The sequence below is a fragment of the Streptomyces sp. NPDC031100 genome (genome assembly GCF_055570785.1).
On record NZ_JBVIGN010000002.1, the window covers coordinates 773,451 to 791,423 of the forward strand.

The following is a 17,973-nucleotide window of genomic DNA, read 5'->3' on the forward strand; positions in this document are numbered from 1 at the left end:
ATGAGGAAATCATCAACTCTGCCGTTTCTCGTCGTCAATAGGTGCAGCCCAAATAATTGAGGATCTCATCAGTAATGGCAGTGTCATCGCTGCGGCGGTTACACTGGGCCGTATGCCGACGTCAGCCCCGCCCAAGAACCGCTTCGAGCGACGCCGTGCCGAGACCCGCCAGGCGCTCGTTCGCGCGGCCCGGCAGATCCTTGCGGAAACCGGGGACACGAGCGCGAGCATCCAGGCCATCGCCGAGCGCGCCGATGTCGGCTTCGGGTCCTTCTACAACCACTTCGAGTCGAAGACGGAGCTGTTCGACGCGGCGGTGACGGACGCCCTGGAGGAGTTCGGGCAGGTCATCGACGCGTGCGTGGAAGGCATCGACGACCCGGCCGAGCTGGTCGCGGCCGGTTTCCGGCTCACCGCCCGGATGGCCGACTCCCACCCGGAACTCATGCGGATCCTGCGCGACCGCGGCCTGGCGCACATCCACGCCGACCGCGGCCTCGCCCCACGCGCCCTGCGCGACCTGGAGATCGGCATCGCCTCAGGTCGTTTCACCTGCGGCAACGCGGCCACCGCCCTGTCCGCCCTGGGTGGCACCCTGCTGTCCCTGGTGGCTCTCCGGCTGGACCGCCCGGACCTCGACGGCGACGAGGCCGCCTCCGACCTGGCCGAGATGGTCCTGCGCATGCTCGGCCTCGCTGCGGACGACGCGCACGAGGTCACCCGTCGCCCGCTGCCCGGTCTCGCCCGATGACCTCCTGCACCTGAAGCGCGGCCCTCTGTGGTGCTACGCCGGCGGCGACGAGGAACGCGGTTGCCGCGGCCTCACCAGTGGGGTCCGCCCACGGGCATGCGGCGTTCTCCTCGGCGAGGGCCAGCATGAGTGCCTCCAGTGCTTGGGCGAGGACGGGTGCTGGAAGGTGGTCCGCGAAGACGCCTTCACGCTGACCGCACCATAGGGTTGCGACGGCTTCTGCGCGGGCCGGTGCCAGGGTGGTGCGGATCTCGTCCTCTCCCAGATGGCGCCGACCCAAGGTGATGAGCATGCGGTAGTGGTCGCCCGCCGTCCATGCCGCCAGCACCATCCGTGTCATCGCCTCGACCGGGTCGGCATCCGCGGTACGGGCTCTGGCGAACGCCTGCCGGAGTTCATGGCCTGCTTCCTGTGTCAGGTCGGCGATCAGCGCATGCCGGCTGGGGAAGTGTCCGTAGAGGGTGCGCCGGGCGATGCCGGCCGCCTGAGAGATGCTGTCGAGGCTCGCGTCCGGGTCCTCCCGCAGTTTCCGCCGGGCGGCCGCGAGGATGCGTCTGCGGTTGGAGTGAGCATCCTTGCGCTGCACAGTACGGCCCGGGGTGTCGGTCGTCTGCATGGTTCTGTCTCTCCACGGTTGCCGGAAAGCCGTGGGCGCCGGTGCTCCCTCACGCACCGGCGCCCACTCACCCCTGCCCAGGGTGGCTTGTCGTCCTGCTGACGGGCGTCAGGGGACGAGGATGAGGCGAATCGGGTCGCCGATCTTGTTCTCCAGTCGGTGGACGGCGTCGGCGGCCTCGATGAGCGGGATGTGGTCGGTGATGGACGGGGCCAGGTCGAGGCGTCCGGCCGCGGTCAGCTGCACCAGCTCGGAGACGGACTCGGGGAAGCCGCCGTAGTGACCGCGCACCTGCTTCTGCAGGTAGTTGAAGGTCAGGCCCTCGGTGATGGTCAGTGGCCGGGGCGTGATACCCACCAGGATCAGGGAGCCGCCCAGGCCGAGCACGGAGGCGGCCTGGTCGCGGACGGCGGGGACGCCGGCGCAGTCGAAGGCGAAGTCCAGGCCGCGTCCGCCGGTGGCCGCGCGGACCTGGTCGGCGAAGTCGGGGGCTGCCGGGTCGAGCGCGAGGTCCGCGCCGAAGGCCAGGGCGCGCTCGCGTGCGCTGGGCAGCGGGTCGACCGCGATGATCGGGGCGGCGCCGACCAGGCGGGCGAGGCGTACGTTGTGCGCGCCGACCCCGCCCACGCCCCAGACGCCGACGGACTGGGCGGCACGGACGCCCGCGGTGGCGACGACGGCGGCGTAGGGGGTGGAGACCGCGTCGGGGATGATCGCGGCCTGGTCGAAGGGGAGGCTGTCGGGGATGGGGATGAGGGTGTCCTCCCGGGCGACGACGTACTCGGCCCAGCCGCCGTCGTAGTCGATGCCGGCGGTGAGCATCTGGGTGCAGGGGCGGTGGCGCACGCACCCGGCGCACGTGCCGCAGCTCTTGCCGGCCTCCAGGGTGACGCGGGTGCCGACGGGCAGGCCGCGCTTGAGGTCGGGGCCGAGCGTGTGGATCACACCGGAGACCTCGTGGCCGACGGTGATGGTGTCGGAGGTGGCGAACAGCGGGACCAGGGAGCCGTCGAGCAGGTGGACGTCGGAGAGGCAGACGCCGGCGGCCTTGACCTCGATGAGGACCTCGCCCGGGCCCGGCACGGGGATCGGGACCTCTTCCACGGCGAACTTCTTGCTGTCCAGGTGGAAGCGTCCGGCGAGCATGGTGTCCATGGTGATCTGCTTTCTGTGAGCGGCACGGCCCCGTGGTTCGAGCCATGGGTGCCATGGGGTGTCTGAATGGCTGGTGGGGCCGGGAGGCGTGCGGGGGAGGCAGGACGTCCGCACGCCTCCCGGCGGCTGGGGGCCGACGCGCCTTGACGGCATGCGACAGTCAGGCGAAGACGTCCTGCTGGTAGCGCTCGTCCGCTTCGAGCTGGGCGAGCCACTGCTGGGCCCTCTCGTCGTCGCTGCCGGTCTTCTGGCGGTGGATGGCGGCGAGCGCCTCGCGGACGGCGGGGGCCATGCGGCGGCCGTCACCGCAGACGTAGATGTACGCGCCGTCCTCGATGGCCTGCCACACCGCGTCGGCGGCATGGGCGATGGCGTTCTGCACGAACCGGGCCGGGTGGCCGGTCACCGCGGAGAAGGCGGTGTGGATCTGCGCGATCCCGGCCTGCTCCCAGTCCTGCATCTCCTGCTTGTAGAAGTAGTCGTGCTCCGGGTGGCGGCAGCCGACGAACACCTGGGACAGGCCCACCTGAGTGCCGTTCGCGTGCTGTGTCGCCCGCTCCTCCAGGAAGCCGCGCAGCGGCGCGATGCCGGTGCCGGGGCCGATGAGGATCAGCGGCGTGGCGGGGTCGGCGGGCGGGGCGAACGTCGGGGAGGGCACGCGGACGTAGCCGTAGACGACGTCCCCGGGCTCGAGGCCGGCGATGTAGGAGGAGCAGGTGCCGCGGTACTGGCCGTCGCCGGACAGGGCCGGGCCCTCCAGCAGGCCGACGGTCAGGCGCACATGGCGCGGGTTGGCCGACGGGGCGGAGGAGATGGAGTAGAAGCGCGGGCGGATGGGGCCCGTCATCTCCAGGAACACCGCCAGCGGCAGCTCGATCGCCTCGAAGCGCTCCAGCAGGCCCAGCACCGAGATGCGCTTGCCGAGGATCTCCTTCTGGTAGCGCTCCTCGGCCTCCTGGGTGTCGGCGGTGTACGCCTGGAGCTGCGGCCGCGTCCACGGGCACTCGGTGTACTCGGCCAGCGTCTGGATCTGGGACCGGGTGGCCACGTCCTGCAGCTCCAGGAACTCGGTGAGCAGGATGCCGGCGGTGACCGGGGTGCCGACCGGCAGATGCGTGCGGCCACCGGCCGGCTGGTCGAGCCGGAGCACCTGGTCGTAGTCGACGCCGAGCCGCCTCAGCGCACGCTCCACCAGGGCGAGTTCGTTCTTGGCGAAGACGGCCAGGTGGTTGCCGGTGTCGTAGGTGACGCCCTCGGGCAGCTCGAAAGTGATGGACTTCGCGGACGGGCGCGGCGGCTCGATACTGAAGTCCCACAGGCCGGTCGCGTCGGCCACGAGCTCCTCGTTGGCCACCACGGTGAGCGGGTACGCCTGCTCGGAGACGATGGCGGGACGCACGTCGGACTCGGTGAGCAGCTGGACCTGGTAACGGGGGCCGCTCGCCTGGGAGGTGTCGGCGGCGTACTCCTCAGCAAGGGTGGCCCACAGGTTGTCCATCCACCGCGTGGCCATGCCGTCGAAGTCACCGGCGGCGTCCGCGATGCCGCGCTCGACGATGGGGGTGGCGCCGGCCGCCAGCAGACCTTCCTCGATCCGCTTGGGGAATGCCTGGTAGGTGGCCACCCACTGGGTGTTTCCGGCGCCCAGCAGCGCGTACCGCACGTTCGACAGTGAACCCTCAGGCAGTCCGGCGGCCAGCAGGTCGTCGAAGCGCTGGGCGTTGTCGGGGGCCTTGCCGTTGTAGCTGGCGGCGACGACGGCGAGCAGGCCCTCGGAGGGCAGGTTGTCACCCAGCTCGTCCAGGCTGACGAGGGTGGTGCCGAAGCCGGAGCGCTCGCCGCGGTCGGCGATGGTGCGGGCCAGGTCCTCGCACGAGCCGAGGCTGGAGCCGTAGGCGACGGTCAGGTTCACACCGACACCGCTGACCGCTGCCTGCGCCTGCGTGTCGCCGGTCTGCAGGTCCGTGGCGCCGAAGACGGTCCGCTGGTGGTCCGGACGCTTACGGACGACCAACTGGAAGTCGCCGGGCTTGCGCGTCAGCGCCTCGCGGACGTCCATCTTGTAGTCGGTGGTGTCGGAGAACCTGAACTTCTGCAGCACGAGCGCAAGCGCCAGGCGGGCCTCGGTGAGCGCGAACTGCCGGCCGATGCAGGCACGCACACCGTTGCCGAACGGCTTGTAGGCGTGCGGGTGCTGCTGGGCGCGGTTCTCCGGCAGCCACCGGTCGATGTCGAACTCCTCCGGCCGGTCCCACGCCTTGGGGTGGGAGTGCAGCGCGCCCATGAGGATGTTGGCCCTGGTTCCCTTCTTCAGCTCGTACCGGTCGCCGATGACGGTGTCGTCGATGGGCGCCTTGGCGATCAGCGGGATCGGAGCCCACAGGCGCAGGGTCTCCTCCAGGATCCGCGGGATCACGTCCAGCTGCATGATCGTGTCGTAGTCCGGGACCGTGTCACCGGGCAGCAGGCGGTCCACCTCGGCGTACGCCTGCGCCAGCACGTGCGGGTTGCGCATCAGCGAGTACGTGGCGAACGACAGCAGGCCACTGGTGGTCTCGTGACCGGCGATCAGGAAGGTCACCACCTGGTCGCGGACGTTGTCGTCCGCCAGCAGCTTGCCGGTCTCCGGGTCGGTGGCCTCCAGCATCAGGCCGAGCAGGTCCTCCTCGCCGGTGCCCTTCCCCTCGCGGCGCTCCTTGATCACGCTCTCGACCAGGTCGCGCATCAGCTGGATGTTCTGGCGGTACTTCCTGTCGTCCGCCTTGCGGAGCTTGGTCATCATCGGCAGCTCCTGGGAGCGCCGCATCGACTCGATCAGCGCTTCCAGCAGCGAGTTGAGGAAGGGGTGCAGTTCCTCCTTGTCGAAGGACTTGAACCGGTAGCCGAAGCCGGACAGGGCGATGGTGTCCAGGGTGAGCCGGGTGTAGTCGTCGGTGATGTTGACCGGCTGACCCTCCCGGCGCTCCCACTTGCCGACGAGGTTCTGGGCGATCTCCAGCATCTGCCCGAAGTAGGTCTTCATGGCCCGCTGGCTGAAGGCCGGCAGCAGGATCCGGTGGGCCATGGCCCATTCCTCTTCGTGCTGGTGGGCCGTGAACAGGCCCGCCCCCGTGTAGTCCCGCACATGGCTCAGCGGCGTCTTGTCGATCTGCTTGAAGAACCGCGTCTCGTCGCAGACCTCGGCCACCAGGTCCGGGTCGTAGACGAAGACCTGCTCGATGCCGGCGATGTCCATGCCGTAGATGCCCTCGGGGAACTGCTTGGACAGCTCACCGAAGTACTCCACCGGATTGGTGTCGGGGATCTGCGGCGTGTTGCCGAGGAGGGGGATCCCGCGCGGGGACCGGATGGGGCGAAGGTCGTTCGCGGAGTGCGTGGTCATGTCTTGCTCCTCTGCGGAGGGGTGGAGGGGGTGGGCAAGGGCGCGCTGCGCAGGTCGATGCCGTGGCGCCGTACGGAAACATACGCCGTATGGAATTGGAACCATACGCGGTACGGAAAGTGGAGTGCAACCCCGGGACTCCAGGTGGGACCGTGATGAGGCTCATTTCCATACTGCGTACGGAACTGGTACCGTACGAGGTATGGAAAAGAAGGTGAGACGTCCTCCGCGGGGAACGAGGAAGAGAGACGTGCCTCTGACCGAGGCCGGGATCTACGCCGTCGCCCTGCGGCTCATCGACGCGGACGGTGTCGAGGCGCTCACCATGCGCAAACTCGCCACCGAGCTCGACGCGAATCCGATGTCGCTGTACCACCACGTGCCGAACAAGGAAGCCGTGCTGCGTGGCGTGACGAGAATGGTCGGCGCCCAGTTCCGCACCGTGACACTGGAGGACGCGCCCTGGCAGGAGCGGATCCGCCTGCTCGCCACGGACTTCCGGACCCTGGCGCACCGTCACCCCAAGCTGATGGCCTACTCGTTCAGCCACCAGCCGGACTTCATCCAGCCCGACGACCCGTTCTGGACCGCGCTCACCGCGATCGTGGCGGCCGCCGGGGTACCGCGGTCGAAGGCCCCGGAGATCGCCGCGCTGATCGCCGCCGTCGTCGTCGGTGTCCTCGCCGCCGAACTCAACGGCGCTCTCCACCAGTGGTCGACCCTCAAGCCCCACGGCCCTGAAGCCGACGAAGACGGGGCCGCGGACGCACACCCTGGCTCTACGAGTGCGGCCCCTGAAGGCCCTGACCAGGACCACATGTTCCGCCTCGTGATGGACACGCTGATCACGGGCCTGGAAAGCCGGCTCGCCGGCGATCCGGACGGCCGGGGCGCCGACCTCTGAGCCAGTCATCCTGAGGCGCTGCGCCCAGGCACTGCCGCCTGAGGCGCGCCCCGCAGTCGGGCGATCTCAGGCTGCGACACACGGGAGCCCCCCGTCACATCGGGTGAGACCGCCCGGCGGGGTGGTTCCACATCCAGCCTCTACACGGCAGCCGTATGCCGACGCTGAACCGTGAAATGACCATGGTCGTTGGCTTGTTCCTGGTCTCCCTCCTGGAGGGGGAGACCGTCGGCCTCGTCGAGCTGAATCACCCGCGTTCACCGAGGCGGCTACGCCGCCGAGTGCTCCCGCCCGTGAGCGCGAAGTGGCGCCCCGTACCGGATGAGCCCTACCCGATCTCTCGATCCCTTCTTTTCTCTCTTCCTCCATCCCCCATCCGCTGTCCGGAGGGCTGCCCCCATATCCCAGAACGCCACCGTCGCTGCTTGCGGCGCCGAGACCACACCTGAGAATGGGCCCGACCTGTCGCACCGGCGTCGCTGGTGGATTCTGTTGGTCATTTCCCTGTCGATGCTGATGGGTGTCCTCGACGGCACCATCGTGAACATCGCCCTGCCGTCCGCCCAGCACGACCTGGGCTTCTCGGGCGCCGACCGGCAGTGGGTGGTGACCGCCTATGCGCTGGCCTTCGGCAGCTTGCTGCTGCTGGGTGGCCGGGTCGCGGACCTGGTCGGGCAGAAGGTGACGTTCCTGGTGGGTCTGGCCGGCTTCGCGGCCGCTTCCATGGTGGGAGGCGCGGCGAACGGTTTTGCCATGCTCGTCATCGCGCGCGCAGTTCAGGGCCTGTTCGCCGCCCTGCTGGCACCGTCCGCGCTGTCGCTCCTGATGACCACCTTCACCGATCCGCGCGAGCGGGCGAAGGCCTTCACCGTGGCGGGCTCGGTCGCCGGTGCCGGCGGAGCCATCGGCCTGATCCTCGGTGGGGTGCTGACCCAGTACCTGGACTGGCGCTGGACCATGTACGTCAACGTGGTCTTCGCGGGGGTGGCGTTCGTCGGTGGCGCGGTTCTGCTGCACCGCACGCCGCGCGACACGTCCTCGAAGCTCGATGTCCTCGGCGCCCTTCTGGTCTCCACCGGCCTGTTCTGCCTGGTCTACGGGTTCTCGAATGCCGAGACGCACGGCTGGGGTTCGGTTGCGACCTGGGGCATGCTGGCGGCCGGCGCCGTACTGGTGACTGTCTTCGTGTGGTGGCAGAGCAGGGCGGCGTATCCGTTGCTGCCCCTGCGGGTCTTGCTGGACCGTGACCGCGGCGCCTCCTTCGCCGCCCTCTTCGTCACCGGCGCGGGCATGTTCGGCGTGTTCCTGTTCCTGACCTACTACCTGCAGCAGAGCCTCGGTTACAGCGCTCTGAACACCGGCTTCGCCTTCCTGCCCCTGATCGTGGCCTCGTCGTCCGCCTCCGCCGTGGCCAACAACGTCCTGGTGGCGCGCATAGGACCGAAGCCGGTGGTACCGCTGGGCATGGCCATTGCGGCCGCTGGGCTGATCTGGATGACCACGCTGGACCTGAACAGCGAATACGTGACACAAGTACTGCCGCAGCTGGTGCTCGTCGGCATCGGGCTGGGCACGGTCATCGCGCCCGCCATGAGCCTGGCCACCTCCGGCGTGGCCGCGGCCGACGCAGGGGTCGCGTCCGCCGCCGTCAACACCGTCCAGCAGGTCGGCGGTTCCATCGGCGTCGCCCTGCTCAGCACGATGGCCTCCGACGCCGCCACCAACTACCTCTCCGGCCGTGACCCCAAGGACCCCGGCGTCCTGGCGCAGGCCGGTCTCGAGGGTTACTCCACCGCGTACTGGTGGTCGGCGGCCGTCTTCGTGGTGGGTCTGGTGGTGACCGTGCTGCTGTACCGCCGTGGCGTGCCCCAGCAGAACGAGAACGCTGCATCCGTCGTGCACATGTAGCGGGACAAGCAGCGCCTTGAGGGCCCACCTTCGAGAGGGGCGAACAGGGTCTTCGCGGCTCCCCTCCCCTGCTCAATGGATGCCCCATAGGGGCAGCGACTCGAGTTCTACCAGCGGAAGGTGTACCAGGTGGAAGATCGAACAGATCCGCGTCTATTGCGCAGTCGCGAGGCCATGGTCGCGGCGGCCACCGCGTTGCTCACGGAAGGTGGGCTGGAGGCCGTGACACATCAAACGGTTGCGACTCGTGCCGGCGTCGGCAGGGCAACCGTCTACCGGCACTGGCCGAGCCTTCTCGACCTCCGCCTGGCCGCGCTGGAGGCCGGCATGCCCCCTCTCCCTCCGGTACCCGAGGAGCTTCGGGCCGCTTCGGGCAACGATCCGCGAGCGGAGCTCATTTTCCGTCTGAACGTGCTCGCCGAGCGTTGGGACGACGAGCAATCGGGGGCCGTCCTTGCCGTGGTCCTCGGGGGCTCACGGCACGACGAAGGTATGCGCCGCCTCCGGGAGTCACTGCTGAACCAGATCGCCGACGCCCTGCGTCCCGCGGTTACCACAGCCGTCGAGCGCGGCCAGCTCCGGCCCGACGTCACCCCCGAGACATTCGGCATGGCCACCGCCGGGCCGCTGTTCTTCGGGCGTTTCTTCGTCGGGAACCACCTGGGGCGCGACACCGTGAACGCCGTCGTGGACGCCGCTTTGCGGGGTTGGTCCTAGGTGTAGCGGCTTGCGGCCGCGAAGCAAGCCAGGCCATCCGTCCGACAAGGTCTCCGCCCTTCAATTCTTCGCAGCGGGTTACGCCTTGCTTCCGCAGCGGCTTCGCCGACCATGTTTGCCGATGCTCTGCTCGCCTGGACGGTGTAGGCAACTCGGCCGTCGTCCACCAGCGGGCTTGCGGGGCGAGCGCGAAGCGGACAAACGGCGGCCAGACTTCTGTCGGTGGACTTCGAAAAGGCGTGAGATCAGAGCGCCGCGATGGCCTGTGGGGGCCGGCTGCGCATTCGACAGTCGACGCCAACGACCGAAAACGAGCACACGGTACCGTGGCCCGCCCCTGACCCCGGTCGTCGCCGCCACAGGCCACCGAGAGCCAGTTCCTCGGACTCGCCGTGTACGCGGCGCAGCTCTCCGACGGTTTCCTGACTGTGCCTCAATTACTGGCGGTAGCAGTTGATTTGCCGCTTCGACCGGCAGGCACGTACCAACATGTTACGCGCGTAAATTCTGCCCCCGGCTTCTTGTTCGCCGAACGCGGGGCACGGAATACTCCCGTCCGGAACTTGTCAGGGACACGCTGTCCGCGAGGGCTCGTGTGCCGCCCTGACGGGTCTCCCCTGTCCCCACCCAGGAGGAACGAGTGAAGGTCAAGACCCTCCGCACCGCCAGACGCTCCGGGCTGATCGCCTTGGCGTCCGGGCTCCTCGCGGTGTCGCTCACCACGCCCACCGCCCAGGCCGCCCCCTCGGCCAAGGCCTCGCCCGAGGCCGCGGCCACGCTCACCAAGACCCTCGGCACCACCTCGACGGCCGGCTCGTACTACGACGCCGAGACCAAGTCCGTGGTGGTCAACGTCACCACGCGGAAGGCCGCGGAGGCCGTCCGCGAGGCCGGTGCCGTGCCGAGGCTCGTCACCCACAGCTCAGCGCAGCTGGCCAAGGCCGGCGCCGCCACCAAGGCTGCCGACATCCCCGGCACCGCCTGGGTCGTCGACCCCAGGAGCAACAAACTCGTGGTGAGCGCCGACAGCAACGTCTCGCGCGCCGACCTTGCCGAGCTCAAGTCCGCCACCGCCTCCTACGGCGACGCGGTCACCGTCAAACGAGTCAGCGGCACCTTCAGGAAGCTGCTCAACGGCGGCACCGCCATCTACGCCGACGCCGGCTGGCGCTGCTCCGTCGGTTTCAACGTCCGGAGCAGCAGCGGCGCCTACTACTTCCTGACCGCCGGTCACTGCACCGACGGTTACCCGAACTGGTACACCAACTCCGGCCTGAGCACCTACGTAGGCCCGACCATCGACTCCAGCTTCCCCACCAACGACTACGGCATCGTCCGCTACGACAACACCGGCGTCAGCCACCCCGGCACCGTCAACCTCTACAACGGCACCAGCCAGGACATCACGTCCGCCGCCAACGCCTACGTCGGCGAGTCGGTCAAGCGCAGCGGTTCCACCACCGGCGTGCACGGCGGGACCGTCCAAGCCCTCAACGCCACGGTCAACTACGGTGGCGGCGACGTCGTCTACGGCCTCATCCAGACCAACGTCTGCGCCGAGCCCGGCGACTCCGGCGGTTCGCTGTTCGACGGCACCAAGGCGATCGGTCTGACTTCCGGCGGCAGCGGCGACTGCACCTCCGGCGGTACGACCTTCTTCCAGCCGGTGACCGAGGCGCTGAGCGCGTACGGCGTCAGCGTGTACTAGGTCCTCCTCCCTCTCCCGAGCGTTGACGACGCACGTGACCGCCGCCCGGAAGGCGGCGGTCACACGCGGCCTGTGGGTGCGCCGTTCGGCCAACCCGCCCTACGCCTCCTGGGGGACGTTCGCGGGCGGCAACGGTGAGGACAACGCCGCGCACACGCCCTGGGCCTGGGACGACGGGGACGACGGCAGCGATCTGCAGGACGGCTCGATCGCGCCTGAGCCCGCGTACCTGATCTCGCAGTACTTCGCCAACACCGCGGCCCCGCACGACCACCGACTCCTCGCTGGCCACGACGTTTTCGATCAGGACACCTTCGACCTGGTGAAACCACAGGTCTTGGAGGAGCACATGACCCACGGCCGTTCATGATCGCGGTTGCGGTGACCCTGCGTGGCCATGGCACGGAAAGTGATCCAGAACCAGCTTTCGAAGACCGCCGACAGACTTCCGCTGCAGGTCGCACCACGACCACGTAAACGCCTTCAGGTGCGTCCCTGCGGCAGAGCCTGCCGATGAGCGGCGAGCTACGGAGCGCGGGAAGGTGGGCGACGCGACGCAGGTAGCGGGGTGCCGCGTGGCGGCTGGTCTCACCGGGGCGGGTCGGCCGCGGAGTCGCGCGAACATCCTGACCGAGGCCGGCTTCGGCCCGGCCGCCTCGACGCCACGACTGCGGACAGCCACTCATCATGGCGGTGAACACCGAGGCGCAGACGTCCGTGTGCCTGCCTCAGGTCGCACCCTGACAGGACTCACCTTTCGGCGAGGAAGTGCGCCAGCAAGCGGTCGCATTCGCTGTGGCCGAGCTCGGCCCCCCGGGGCACCACTGCCTCCGTTTCCTGCAGGAACGCCTTGAATTCCTGCGCTGGGGCCTTGAGCAGGGCCGTACCGGACGGCGGGTTGAGAAGGATGTACAAGTCGCGGCAGCCCTCCTCGCCGGTGGGCCATATGCGAACGTCTCCCTCGCCGGCAGGGCCCTCCAGGCCGTCGATCAGCAAATCGCGCCCGATGATCCATTCCACCGGCTCGTCGCTGTAGACCTCGGTGGTGAATGCGGCATGGACTACATAGGGATCACTCGGCTCGTACCGCAGATTCATGATCACGGGCAAGGACGTCGCATGCACGCCAACAAGCTTCACAGGTAGCCCCTGGATCACAGTTCTCAATGACTTCATTGGGTCTTACTCCTGGTGCTTCGAGTCATTCGGGGAGGGTCATCGGAAGGGCTGTCGTCGGATTCAAAGGGGCTGTACAGAGACGCGGTTACTGCGAGGACCGGTGGCGGTCGGCACGAGGACACCCGCAGGAGCAGTTCTTCGTGCCGTCGCGAGGGCGCCCGGCCGACGGGAGCAGGCGAGGCCACTGCCGGCCGGGGCCATCACGGAGATGTGGCCAACGGTGGTTGCCGGACAAAGGGCGCCCTTGGCCTCAGCGATCGACGCTGTACCGGTCGTGGTTGTAGTGAACCGACTCGTCGCCGTCCCCACCTCGACGCCGGCCTTGGTTGCCGGGGCCCGGTCACGCAGTGCAGAGCCGTCCTTGGACCGGAACGGCACGCTGTCCGAGTCCGAGGAGACGCACATGACCACACAGGTGCCCTGCTCATGGGTCGTTATCGATGCCAGCAAGGGCCACCACTGGTGGGTCGTCATCGACGACACCGGAACCACCATCGCAGGGCCGCCGGATACCGGCCCTTCTGGCCGCGTCACTCGTCGCAGGCCGACCGTCAGCGCAAGGGTGAGTCCACGGTGGGAGTCAGGAGGGTCTCGTCGAGGCCGACGATCTGGCTGATGTCGAAGCCCTCCATGTCCGCGCGGAATTCAGGACTCGACAGGTATGCCTCCAGCCGCTCCTGTACGTCGTCGGCGTCCTTGTAGGAAACGAGGGCGTACAGCCGGGGAGTGTCGCTTCCGGGCGCCGCGGGCACCGTCCAGACGCCGTGGGTGGTGATCCGGTGCTTGGCCATACCGGGAATGTGCTGGGCCCAGATCTTCTCGTAGGCGGCGAGCGAGTCGGAGCTGCGCAGGGTGTAGACGCGAAGCTGGTACTGGGACATGACACTGGTTCCTTTACTTCTGAGCATGGATGGTGGGCGGTCAGCCTTGGGGGAGGAGGTGTGCCAGTTCGGCATCCCAGTCGATGAGTCCGGACTCGGTACCCCGTGGCACCAGAGCCTGGGTGTCCTGAAGGAAGGACGAGATGTCCTGCACGGGGACCTCGAGCAAGGCGGTGCCTGCGGCAGACCCGAGGGCGATGTAGATCGACTCGTCACCCCGCCCTGCGGCCGACCGGATCCGGACGTCCGCGTGGCCTGCGGAACCCTCCAGCCCGTCAGCCAGAAGATCCCGCCCCAGGATCCATTCGACCGGCTCGTCACAGTCGACGAAGAAGGCGGCACGGACGACATAGGGATCAGCGGGCTCATAGCGCAGACGTACGCAGAGGGGCAACGAGTCGACGTGCGAGACGACCAGTTGCACGGTCACCCGCCGTTCTACGGCTCTCAAGGACTTCTTCATCGGCTTCCGCTCCTGGGTATGGCTCGGCGGTGCCTCACTCCGGCCTGTGGCGAAGAGGCAGCGCGGGCGGAGGCGGTACAGCAGGGCGCGGGCGCCGGACGGCACCGGCGCACCGCATGATGGGTGGCGCTGCACTCACTCGGCCGGCAGTCGGGGACGCCGCCCCCGGACCGCCAGATGGATCTCCGCCGTCGGCAGGGACAGGGCCGAGGGGGACTGCTTGCGCGCATGGCCGATACCCGTCTCACCGGTCGTCGCGGCTCAGGTCGTGGTGGTGCCTGCCCCCGCCGTCGTGCTCGCAGCGGTTCCCGTCGTGGCGGTAGGACCTGTCGGACGTCCAGCCGTGTCCCTCGCCCTCCCAGCGGTAGAAGTGGCCATCGCGGTAGTAGAGCCCGTCGCAGTCGTGCCGGGTCGAATCGGTGCCGTGGCGGTCCTGGTGCCAGCCGCGGGTCTCGTCGCAGGAGTAGCCCCGCTCGAGCAGGTAGCCGACACCGTGGTCCCAGCTGTAATCAGCGGCCACGGCCCCGTCGGTCGGGTGCTGGGTGTGCGTGGACGCAAGGGGCGCGGCCGAAGCGGTGCCACCGGCACCGAGGACGGCGGCACCGGCAACCGCGACGGAGGAGACAGTGAGGGCGATGCGCTTCGCAAGCTTGTTCATGATCTTTCCTTCCCCAGGGGGTGATCTGCGCCAACGGCGTTTCTGTCAGGTGATGTGTGAAGCCCGGTGTGGTCCGAGCGAGCAGTTCCATACGTCGTATGGAAGCGCGTTTTCATTGTTACCATACGTTGTATGGAAATGTCGAAGTGACGAAGGTAACCGTTGACCGGCTGGCACAAGCGCCAGCAGATGTCGCTCTTCAGCGCGAGCTGTCCGTCGCCGTCCCCTCGGCACGCCGGCCTTCCTCCCCTTGGCCGCGGCGGTGTGCCCTGGTGATCGGTGGCTTCAGTGGCCCGAAGATCGCCTCAGCCCGGGGAGTTGAGGGCTCGAAGTCACGGATGCATCAGTTCGCCGCAGAGGCGGGTTTGCGATCGCCGGAAGGCGGGACGAGTATTTTTTTAGGGCGTGATGACCGGGGCACACCCTGATGCCGACACCGTCGATGCAGCGCCCCCTTCTGGTTACGCCCACGCTCACGTTCACAGCCGACAAGCGTCACCGTGAAGGAAGCGGCGCAGCGAACTGGACCGAACCCGCTCATTCGGTGGCCTGACCGGGGCGGCGGGTGGGGTATCCGGCCCCGTCGCCTGACGGGAGGCTTGAGAAACCGGCCCTGGGCTTCATGATCGAGGCTGCATGACCGGGTCGATGGTCGCCGTGGGGCGGAGGCAGAGCGGAAGGAGTCTGCCCATGCGGATCGTCGTGGACCTGAATCGGTGCCAGGGATACGCGCAATGCGTGTATCTGGCGCACGAGGTCTTCAGGTTGAACGGCCAGGAGGCGCTCACCTATGAGCCGAACCCCGACGACGAGCGGCGCCTGCAGGTCGAGCGAGCCGCTGCGGCGTGCCCGGTGCAGGCGATCGTGATCGACCGCTTGGACGGCGCGAAGCGGGGCGAGGCGCCATGACTCTGCGGGCAACGGTCGCGGAGCTGGTGCGGGAGTTTCGGGCCAGCGGCCGGATCGTCATCGTGGGTGCCTCCCTGGCCGGGCTGCGGGCCGCGGAGACCCTGCGCGAGGAGGGCTTCACCGGTTCCCTGACCATCATCGGGGACGAGCCGTACGAGCCCTACGACCGTCCCCCGCTGTCCAAGCAGGTCCTCAAGGGCTGGGTGCCGGCCGACCACACCAAGCTGCCCCGCATGCGAGAAGTGGATGCGGACTGGCGGCTCGGGGTGGCCGCCGTTGGGCTGGACCGGGTCACCAAGCAGGTGCGCCTGGCCGACGGCGAGCAGGTGCCGTACGACCGGTTGCTGATCGCGACGGGCACCCGCGCACGACAGTGGCCGAACCCGGCCGAGGCCGCACTGCAGGGGGTCCACACGATCCGCTCGCGTGATGATGCCGCGCAGCTGCAGAAGGAGCTGGCCGAGCCGCCGTCGCGGGTCCTGGTCATCGGCGCCGGGTTCATCGGCTCGGAAGTGGCCTCCGTCTGCCGGGAGCTCGGCATCCCGGTGGCCGTCGTCGAGCGGGGTTCGGCGCCGCTGGTCGGCGCGCTGGGCGGGGTGATCGGGGAGATAGCCGCGCAGATGCAGCGTGATCACGGTGTTGACCTGCGCTGCGGGCTGGGCGTGTCGTCGCTGGAGGGCGACTCCGAAGGGCATGTGCGGCGGGCGCACCTGTCCGACGGCACCACTGTCGACGCCGATGTGGTGGTGGCCTCGCTGGGGTCGATCCGGAACGTGGAATGGCTGGAGGGCTCGGGGCTGGCGGCCGGTTTCTGGGGTGTCGGGTGCGATGCCGGTGGCCGCGCCTTCGACATCAACGGTGTGGTCACCGACAGCATCTACGTGGCAGGGGACGTGGCGCGTGCGCCGCATGTGCTCTACGAGTACCAGTTCCTGGCGATGGAGCACTGGGACAACGCTGTTCTCGGTGCGGAGGTAGCGGCGCACAACATGGTGAACCTGGAGCCCCACTATCGTCCGCATCTGCTGCTGCCCGGCTTCTGGTCCGGTCAGTTCGGCGTGAACATCAAGTCCGTCGGCGTGCCGCCTTTCGGTGACGAGATCGTCTTCACTCAAGGATCGGTCGAGGAGCGCCGTTTCGCCGCGGCCTACGGTCACCGGGGCCGCATCGTCGCCGCCGTCACCTTCGATCACGGCAAGTGGCTGGAGTACTACGGGAAGTTGATCGAGCAATCAGGGCCATTCCCGCCTCCACCGGCGGGCTGGGACCAGCCCGCCGACACGAAACCGATGCCGGCCGAGTTCCCGGACCCAAGGGTCCCGACTGCGATCCCCGACGTCGTCCTGACCGGACACGCCCCGAGTGAGCGGACGGCCGAGTTCCGGCCGCGCCGCCACTGACGCGCTCGCCGGGGCAAGGCGGACAGCATCGACTGGAGAAGGAGTGAAGTCTCGTGGTCGAGGAAACCCCCTGGCAGCAGGCCCTCCGCTACGCCAACCGCGCCAACCCGTACCCGTTCTACGAGGAACTCCGCAAGCAACCGGTGGCGCGGCAGCCGGACGGCACCTATGTCGTCAGCACCTACCGGGAGATCGTCGCGCTGCTGCACGATCCCCGGGTCAGTTCGGATCCAAGGAAATGTCCCGTCCCGGCCGTGACCCAGGCAGAGGGCTCGGCGGAGCCGGTGGCCGAGCCGATCAGGGAAGCGCTGACCGAGCCGAACATCATCACCTGCGATCCGCCCGAGCACGATCGGGACCGCCGGATGATGATGCCGCACTTCGCCGGCCCGCCCCACGCGCCTCACCTGATATCCGACCTGGAGCCCGAGATCCGCCGCATCGTCGGCGGCCTCCTGGACGACATGAGGGGCAAGACCCGGATCGATGCCGTGGACGACTTCGCCTACCCCCTGCCGGTGACGGTGATCTGCAAGGTGCTGGGCGTGCCGCTGGAGGACGAGCCGCGCTTCCACCAGTGGATCGAAACGGCTCTGGACGCTTTGGACTTCGGCCCCGAGGCCGCCTCCGAAGAGATACGGAGCAGGCAGGCCGGGGGCCGTGATGCCGTGCGGGAGTTCGGGCAGTTCGCCGGTGAGCTGCTCGACAGGTACGCCCAACAGCCCGGCCCGGGCATGCTCTCAGCCTTGGTGAACGAGGACGGCCCGGAGGGACAGATGTCCAAGGGTGTGCTCGCGAGCAACGCCCTGCTCCTGATCTTCGCGGGACACGAGACCACGGTCAATCTCATCGCCCACAGCGTGCTCACCCTGCTGCGCCACCCCGACGCGCTGGAGACGCTGCGGCGCCGGCCCGACCTGATCGTGCCGGGGGTGGAGGAACTGCTGCGCTTCGAGTCGTCGGTGCAGTTCTGGCACACCCGCTCCGCCGTGGAAGACATCGACATCGCCGGCACCACCATCCCGAAGGGGGCGCCGATCTTCCTGGCGTATGGCTCGGCCACCGCGACCCGGAACGGTTCACCGACCCCGACGCACTCGACCTCGAACGCCCCGACAACCAGCACCTCGGATTCAGCCAGGGCATCCACTTCTGCTTCGGCGCCCCGCTCGCGCGACTCGAGGTCCAGATTGCGGTCGGTGAGTTCGTCCGCCGGGTGCAGAACCCCCGGCTCGTCGAGGACCCGCCGCCGTACCGGCACAACCAGATATTCCGCGGCCCGCGTCACGTCCTGGTCGACTTCGACGGCATCCGCGACTGACCAGTGTGCGCGTGAAGGATC

Annotated in this window: 16 protein-coding genes and 1 pseudogene; 10 read left to right on the plus strand and 7 right to left on the minus strand. The window is 68.6% G+C overall.

Annotation, left to right across the window (positions count from 1 at the left end):
- The first annotated feature begins 112 nt into the window (after positions 1–112).
- Complete coding sequence (locus ACZ5DS_RS07700; protein WP_468234992.1) at positions 113–751, plus strand: TetR/AcrR family transcriptional regulator; 639 nt, start codon at positions 113–115, stop codon at positions 749–751.
- On the opposite strand, the gene ACZ5DS_RS07705 is transcribed toward ACZ5DS_RS07700, so the two are convergent.
- The 3 genes from ACZ5DS_RS07705 to ACZ5DS_RS07715 all read right to left on the minus strand — a co-directional run bounded on the left by ACZ5DS_RS07705 (position 717) and on the right by ACZ5DS_RS07715 (position 5,904).
- Entirely contained in the window at positions 717–1,367 is a 651-nt protein-coding gene (locus tag ACZ5DS_RS07705) for a TetR/AcrR family transcriptional regulator (protein WP_468234993.1), read from the minus strand. The genes ACZ5DS_RS07700 and ACZ5DS_RS07705 overlap by 35 nt on opposite strands.
- 108 nt (positions 1,368–1,475) lie before the next feature.
- A complete protein-coding gene (locus ACZ5DS_RS07710; RefSeq protein WP_468234995.1) occupies positions 1,476–2,522 on the minus strand; it encodes a zinc-binding dehydrogenase in 1,047 nt (348 codons plus the stop codon).
- Between the two features lie 160 nt (positions 2,523–2,682).
- Positions 2,683–5,904, minus strand: a complete 3,222-nt coding sequence (locus tag ACZ5DS_RS07715) for a bifunctional cytochrome P450/NADPH--P450 reductase (protein WP_468234996.1) — start codon at positions 5,902–5,904, stop codon at positions 2,683–2,685.
- A gap of 250 nt (positions 5,905–6,154) precedes the next feature.
- Here ACZ5DS_RS07715 and ACZ5DS_RS07720 point away from each other — a divergent pair, with 250 nt between their 5' ends.
- The 5 genes from ACZ5DS_RS07720 to ACZ5DS_RS07740 all read left to right on the plus strand — a co-directional run bounded on the left by ACZ5DS_RS07720 (position 6,155) and on the right by ACZ5DS_RS07740 (position 11,511).
- The gene (locus tag ACZ5DS_RS07720) at positions 6,155–6,808 is read left to right on the plus strand and encodes a TetR/AcrR family transcriptional regulator (protein ID WP_468234997.1); all 654 of its coding nucleotides are present in this window, start codon (positions 6,155–6,157) and stop codon (positions 6,806–6,808) included.
- Between the two features lie 399 nt (positions 6,809–7,207).
- Complete coding sequence (locus tag ACZ5DS_RS07725) at positions 7,208–8,716, plus strand: MFS transporter (protein ID WP_468235125.1); 1,509 nt, start codon at positions 7,208–7,210, stop codon at positions 8,714–8,716.
- Between the two features lie 120 nt (positions 8,717–8,836).
- Complete coding sequence (locus ACZ5DS_RS07730; protein WP_468234999.1) at positions 8,837–9,433, plus strand: TetR/AcrR family transcriptional regulator; 597 nt, start codon at positions 8,837–8,839, stop codon at positions 9,431–9,433.
- A gap of 640 nt (positions 9,434–10,073) precedes the next feature.
- Positions 10,074–11,141: a S1 family peptidase gene (locus ACZ5DS_RS07735; RefSeq protein WP_468235000.1), complete on the plus strand. Its 1,068-nt coding sequence runs from the start codon at positions 10,074–10,076 to the stop codon at positions 11,139–11,141.
- 22 nt (positions 11,142–11,163) lie between these two features.
- Entirely contained in the window at positions 11,164–11,511 is a 348-nt protein-coding gene (locus ACZ5DS_RS07740) for a hypothetical protein (RefSeq protein WP_468235001.1), read from the plus strand.
- Between the two features lie 380 nt (positions 11,512–11,891).
- Here ACZ5DS_RS07740 and ACZ5DS_RS07745 read toward each other — a convergent pair whose 3' ends face one another.
- The 4 genes from ACZ5DS_RS07745 to ACZ5DS_RS07760 all read right to left on the minus strand — a co-directional run bounded on the left by ACZ5DS_RS07745 (position 11,892) and on the right by ACZ5DS_RS07760 (position 14,322).
- Positions 11,892–12,281 carry an SsgA family sporulation/cell division regulator gene (locus tag ACZ5DS_RS07745; RefSeq protein ID WP_468235002.1) on the minus strand — a complete coding sequence of 130 codons (390 nt, stop codon included), beginning with the start codon at positions 12,279–12,281 and terminating at the stop codon, positions 11,892–11,894.
- A 590-nt stretch (positions 12,282–12,871) separates the two neighbouring features.
- Complete coding sequence (locus ACZ5DS_RS07750) at positions 12,872–13,201, minus strand: NIPSNAP family protein (RefSeq protein WP_468235004.1); 330 nt, start codon at positions 13,199–13,201, stop codon at positions 12,872–12,874.
- Positions 13,202–13,241: 40 nt separating this feature from the next.
- Positions 13,242–13,664 (minus strand): SsgA family sporulation/cell division regulator, encoded by a 423-nt coding sequence (locus ACZ5DS_RS07755; RefSeq protein ID WP_468235005.1) that lies wholly within the window; start codon positions 13,662–13,664, stop codon positions 13,242–13,244.
- Positions 13,665–13,908: 244 nt separating this feature from the next.
- Positions 13,909–14,322, minus strand: a complete 414-nt coding sequence (locus ACZ5DS_RS07760) for a hypothetical protein (RefSeq protein ID WP_468235006.1) — start codon at positions 14,320–14,322, stop codon at positions 13,909–13,911.
- A gap of 690 nt (positions 14,323–15,012) precedes the next feature.
- Between ACZ5DS_RS07760 and ACZ5DS_RS07765 the strand changes: the two genes are divergently transcribed.
- The 4 genes and pseudogenes from ACZ5DS_RS07765 (at position 15,013) to ACZ5DS_RS07780 (ending at position 17,952) form a co-directional block, all read left to right on the plus strand.
- A complete protein-coding gene (locus ACZ5DS_RS07765; RefSeq protein WP_225835830.1) occupies positions 15,013–15,231 on the plus strand; it encodes a ferredoxin in 219 nt (72 codons plus the stop codon).
- Complete coding sequence (locus ACZ5DS_RS07770; protein WP_468235008.1) at positions 15,228–16,631, plus strand: NAD(P)/FAD-dependent oxidoreductase; 1,404 nt, start codon at positions 15,228–15,230, stop codon at positions 16,629–16,631. Before ACZ5DS_RS07765 ends, ACZ5DS_RS07770 begins: the two co-directional genes overlap by 4 nt.
- Before the next feature lie 371 nt (positions 16,632–17,002).
- Positions 17,003–17,623 (plus strand): annotated as a pseudogene (locus ACZ5DS_RS07775) (cytochrome P450); the annotation flags it as partial.
- Positions 17,602–17,952, plus strand: coding sequence for a cytochrome P450 (locus ACZ5DS_RS07780; protein ID WP_468235127.1), 351 nt, complete (start codon positions 17,602–17,604; stop codon positions 17,950–17,952). The pseudogene ACZ5DS_RS07775 and the gene ACZ5DS_RS07780, both read left to right, overlap by 22 nt.
- Positions 17,953–17,973: the final 21 nt, after the last annotated feature.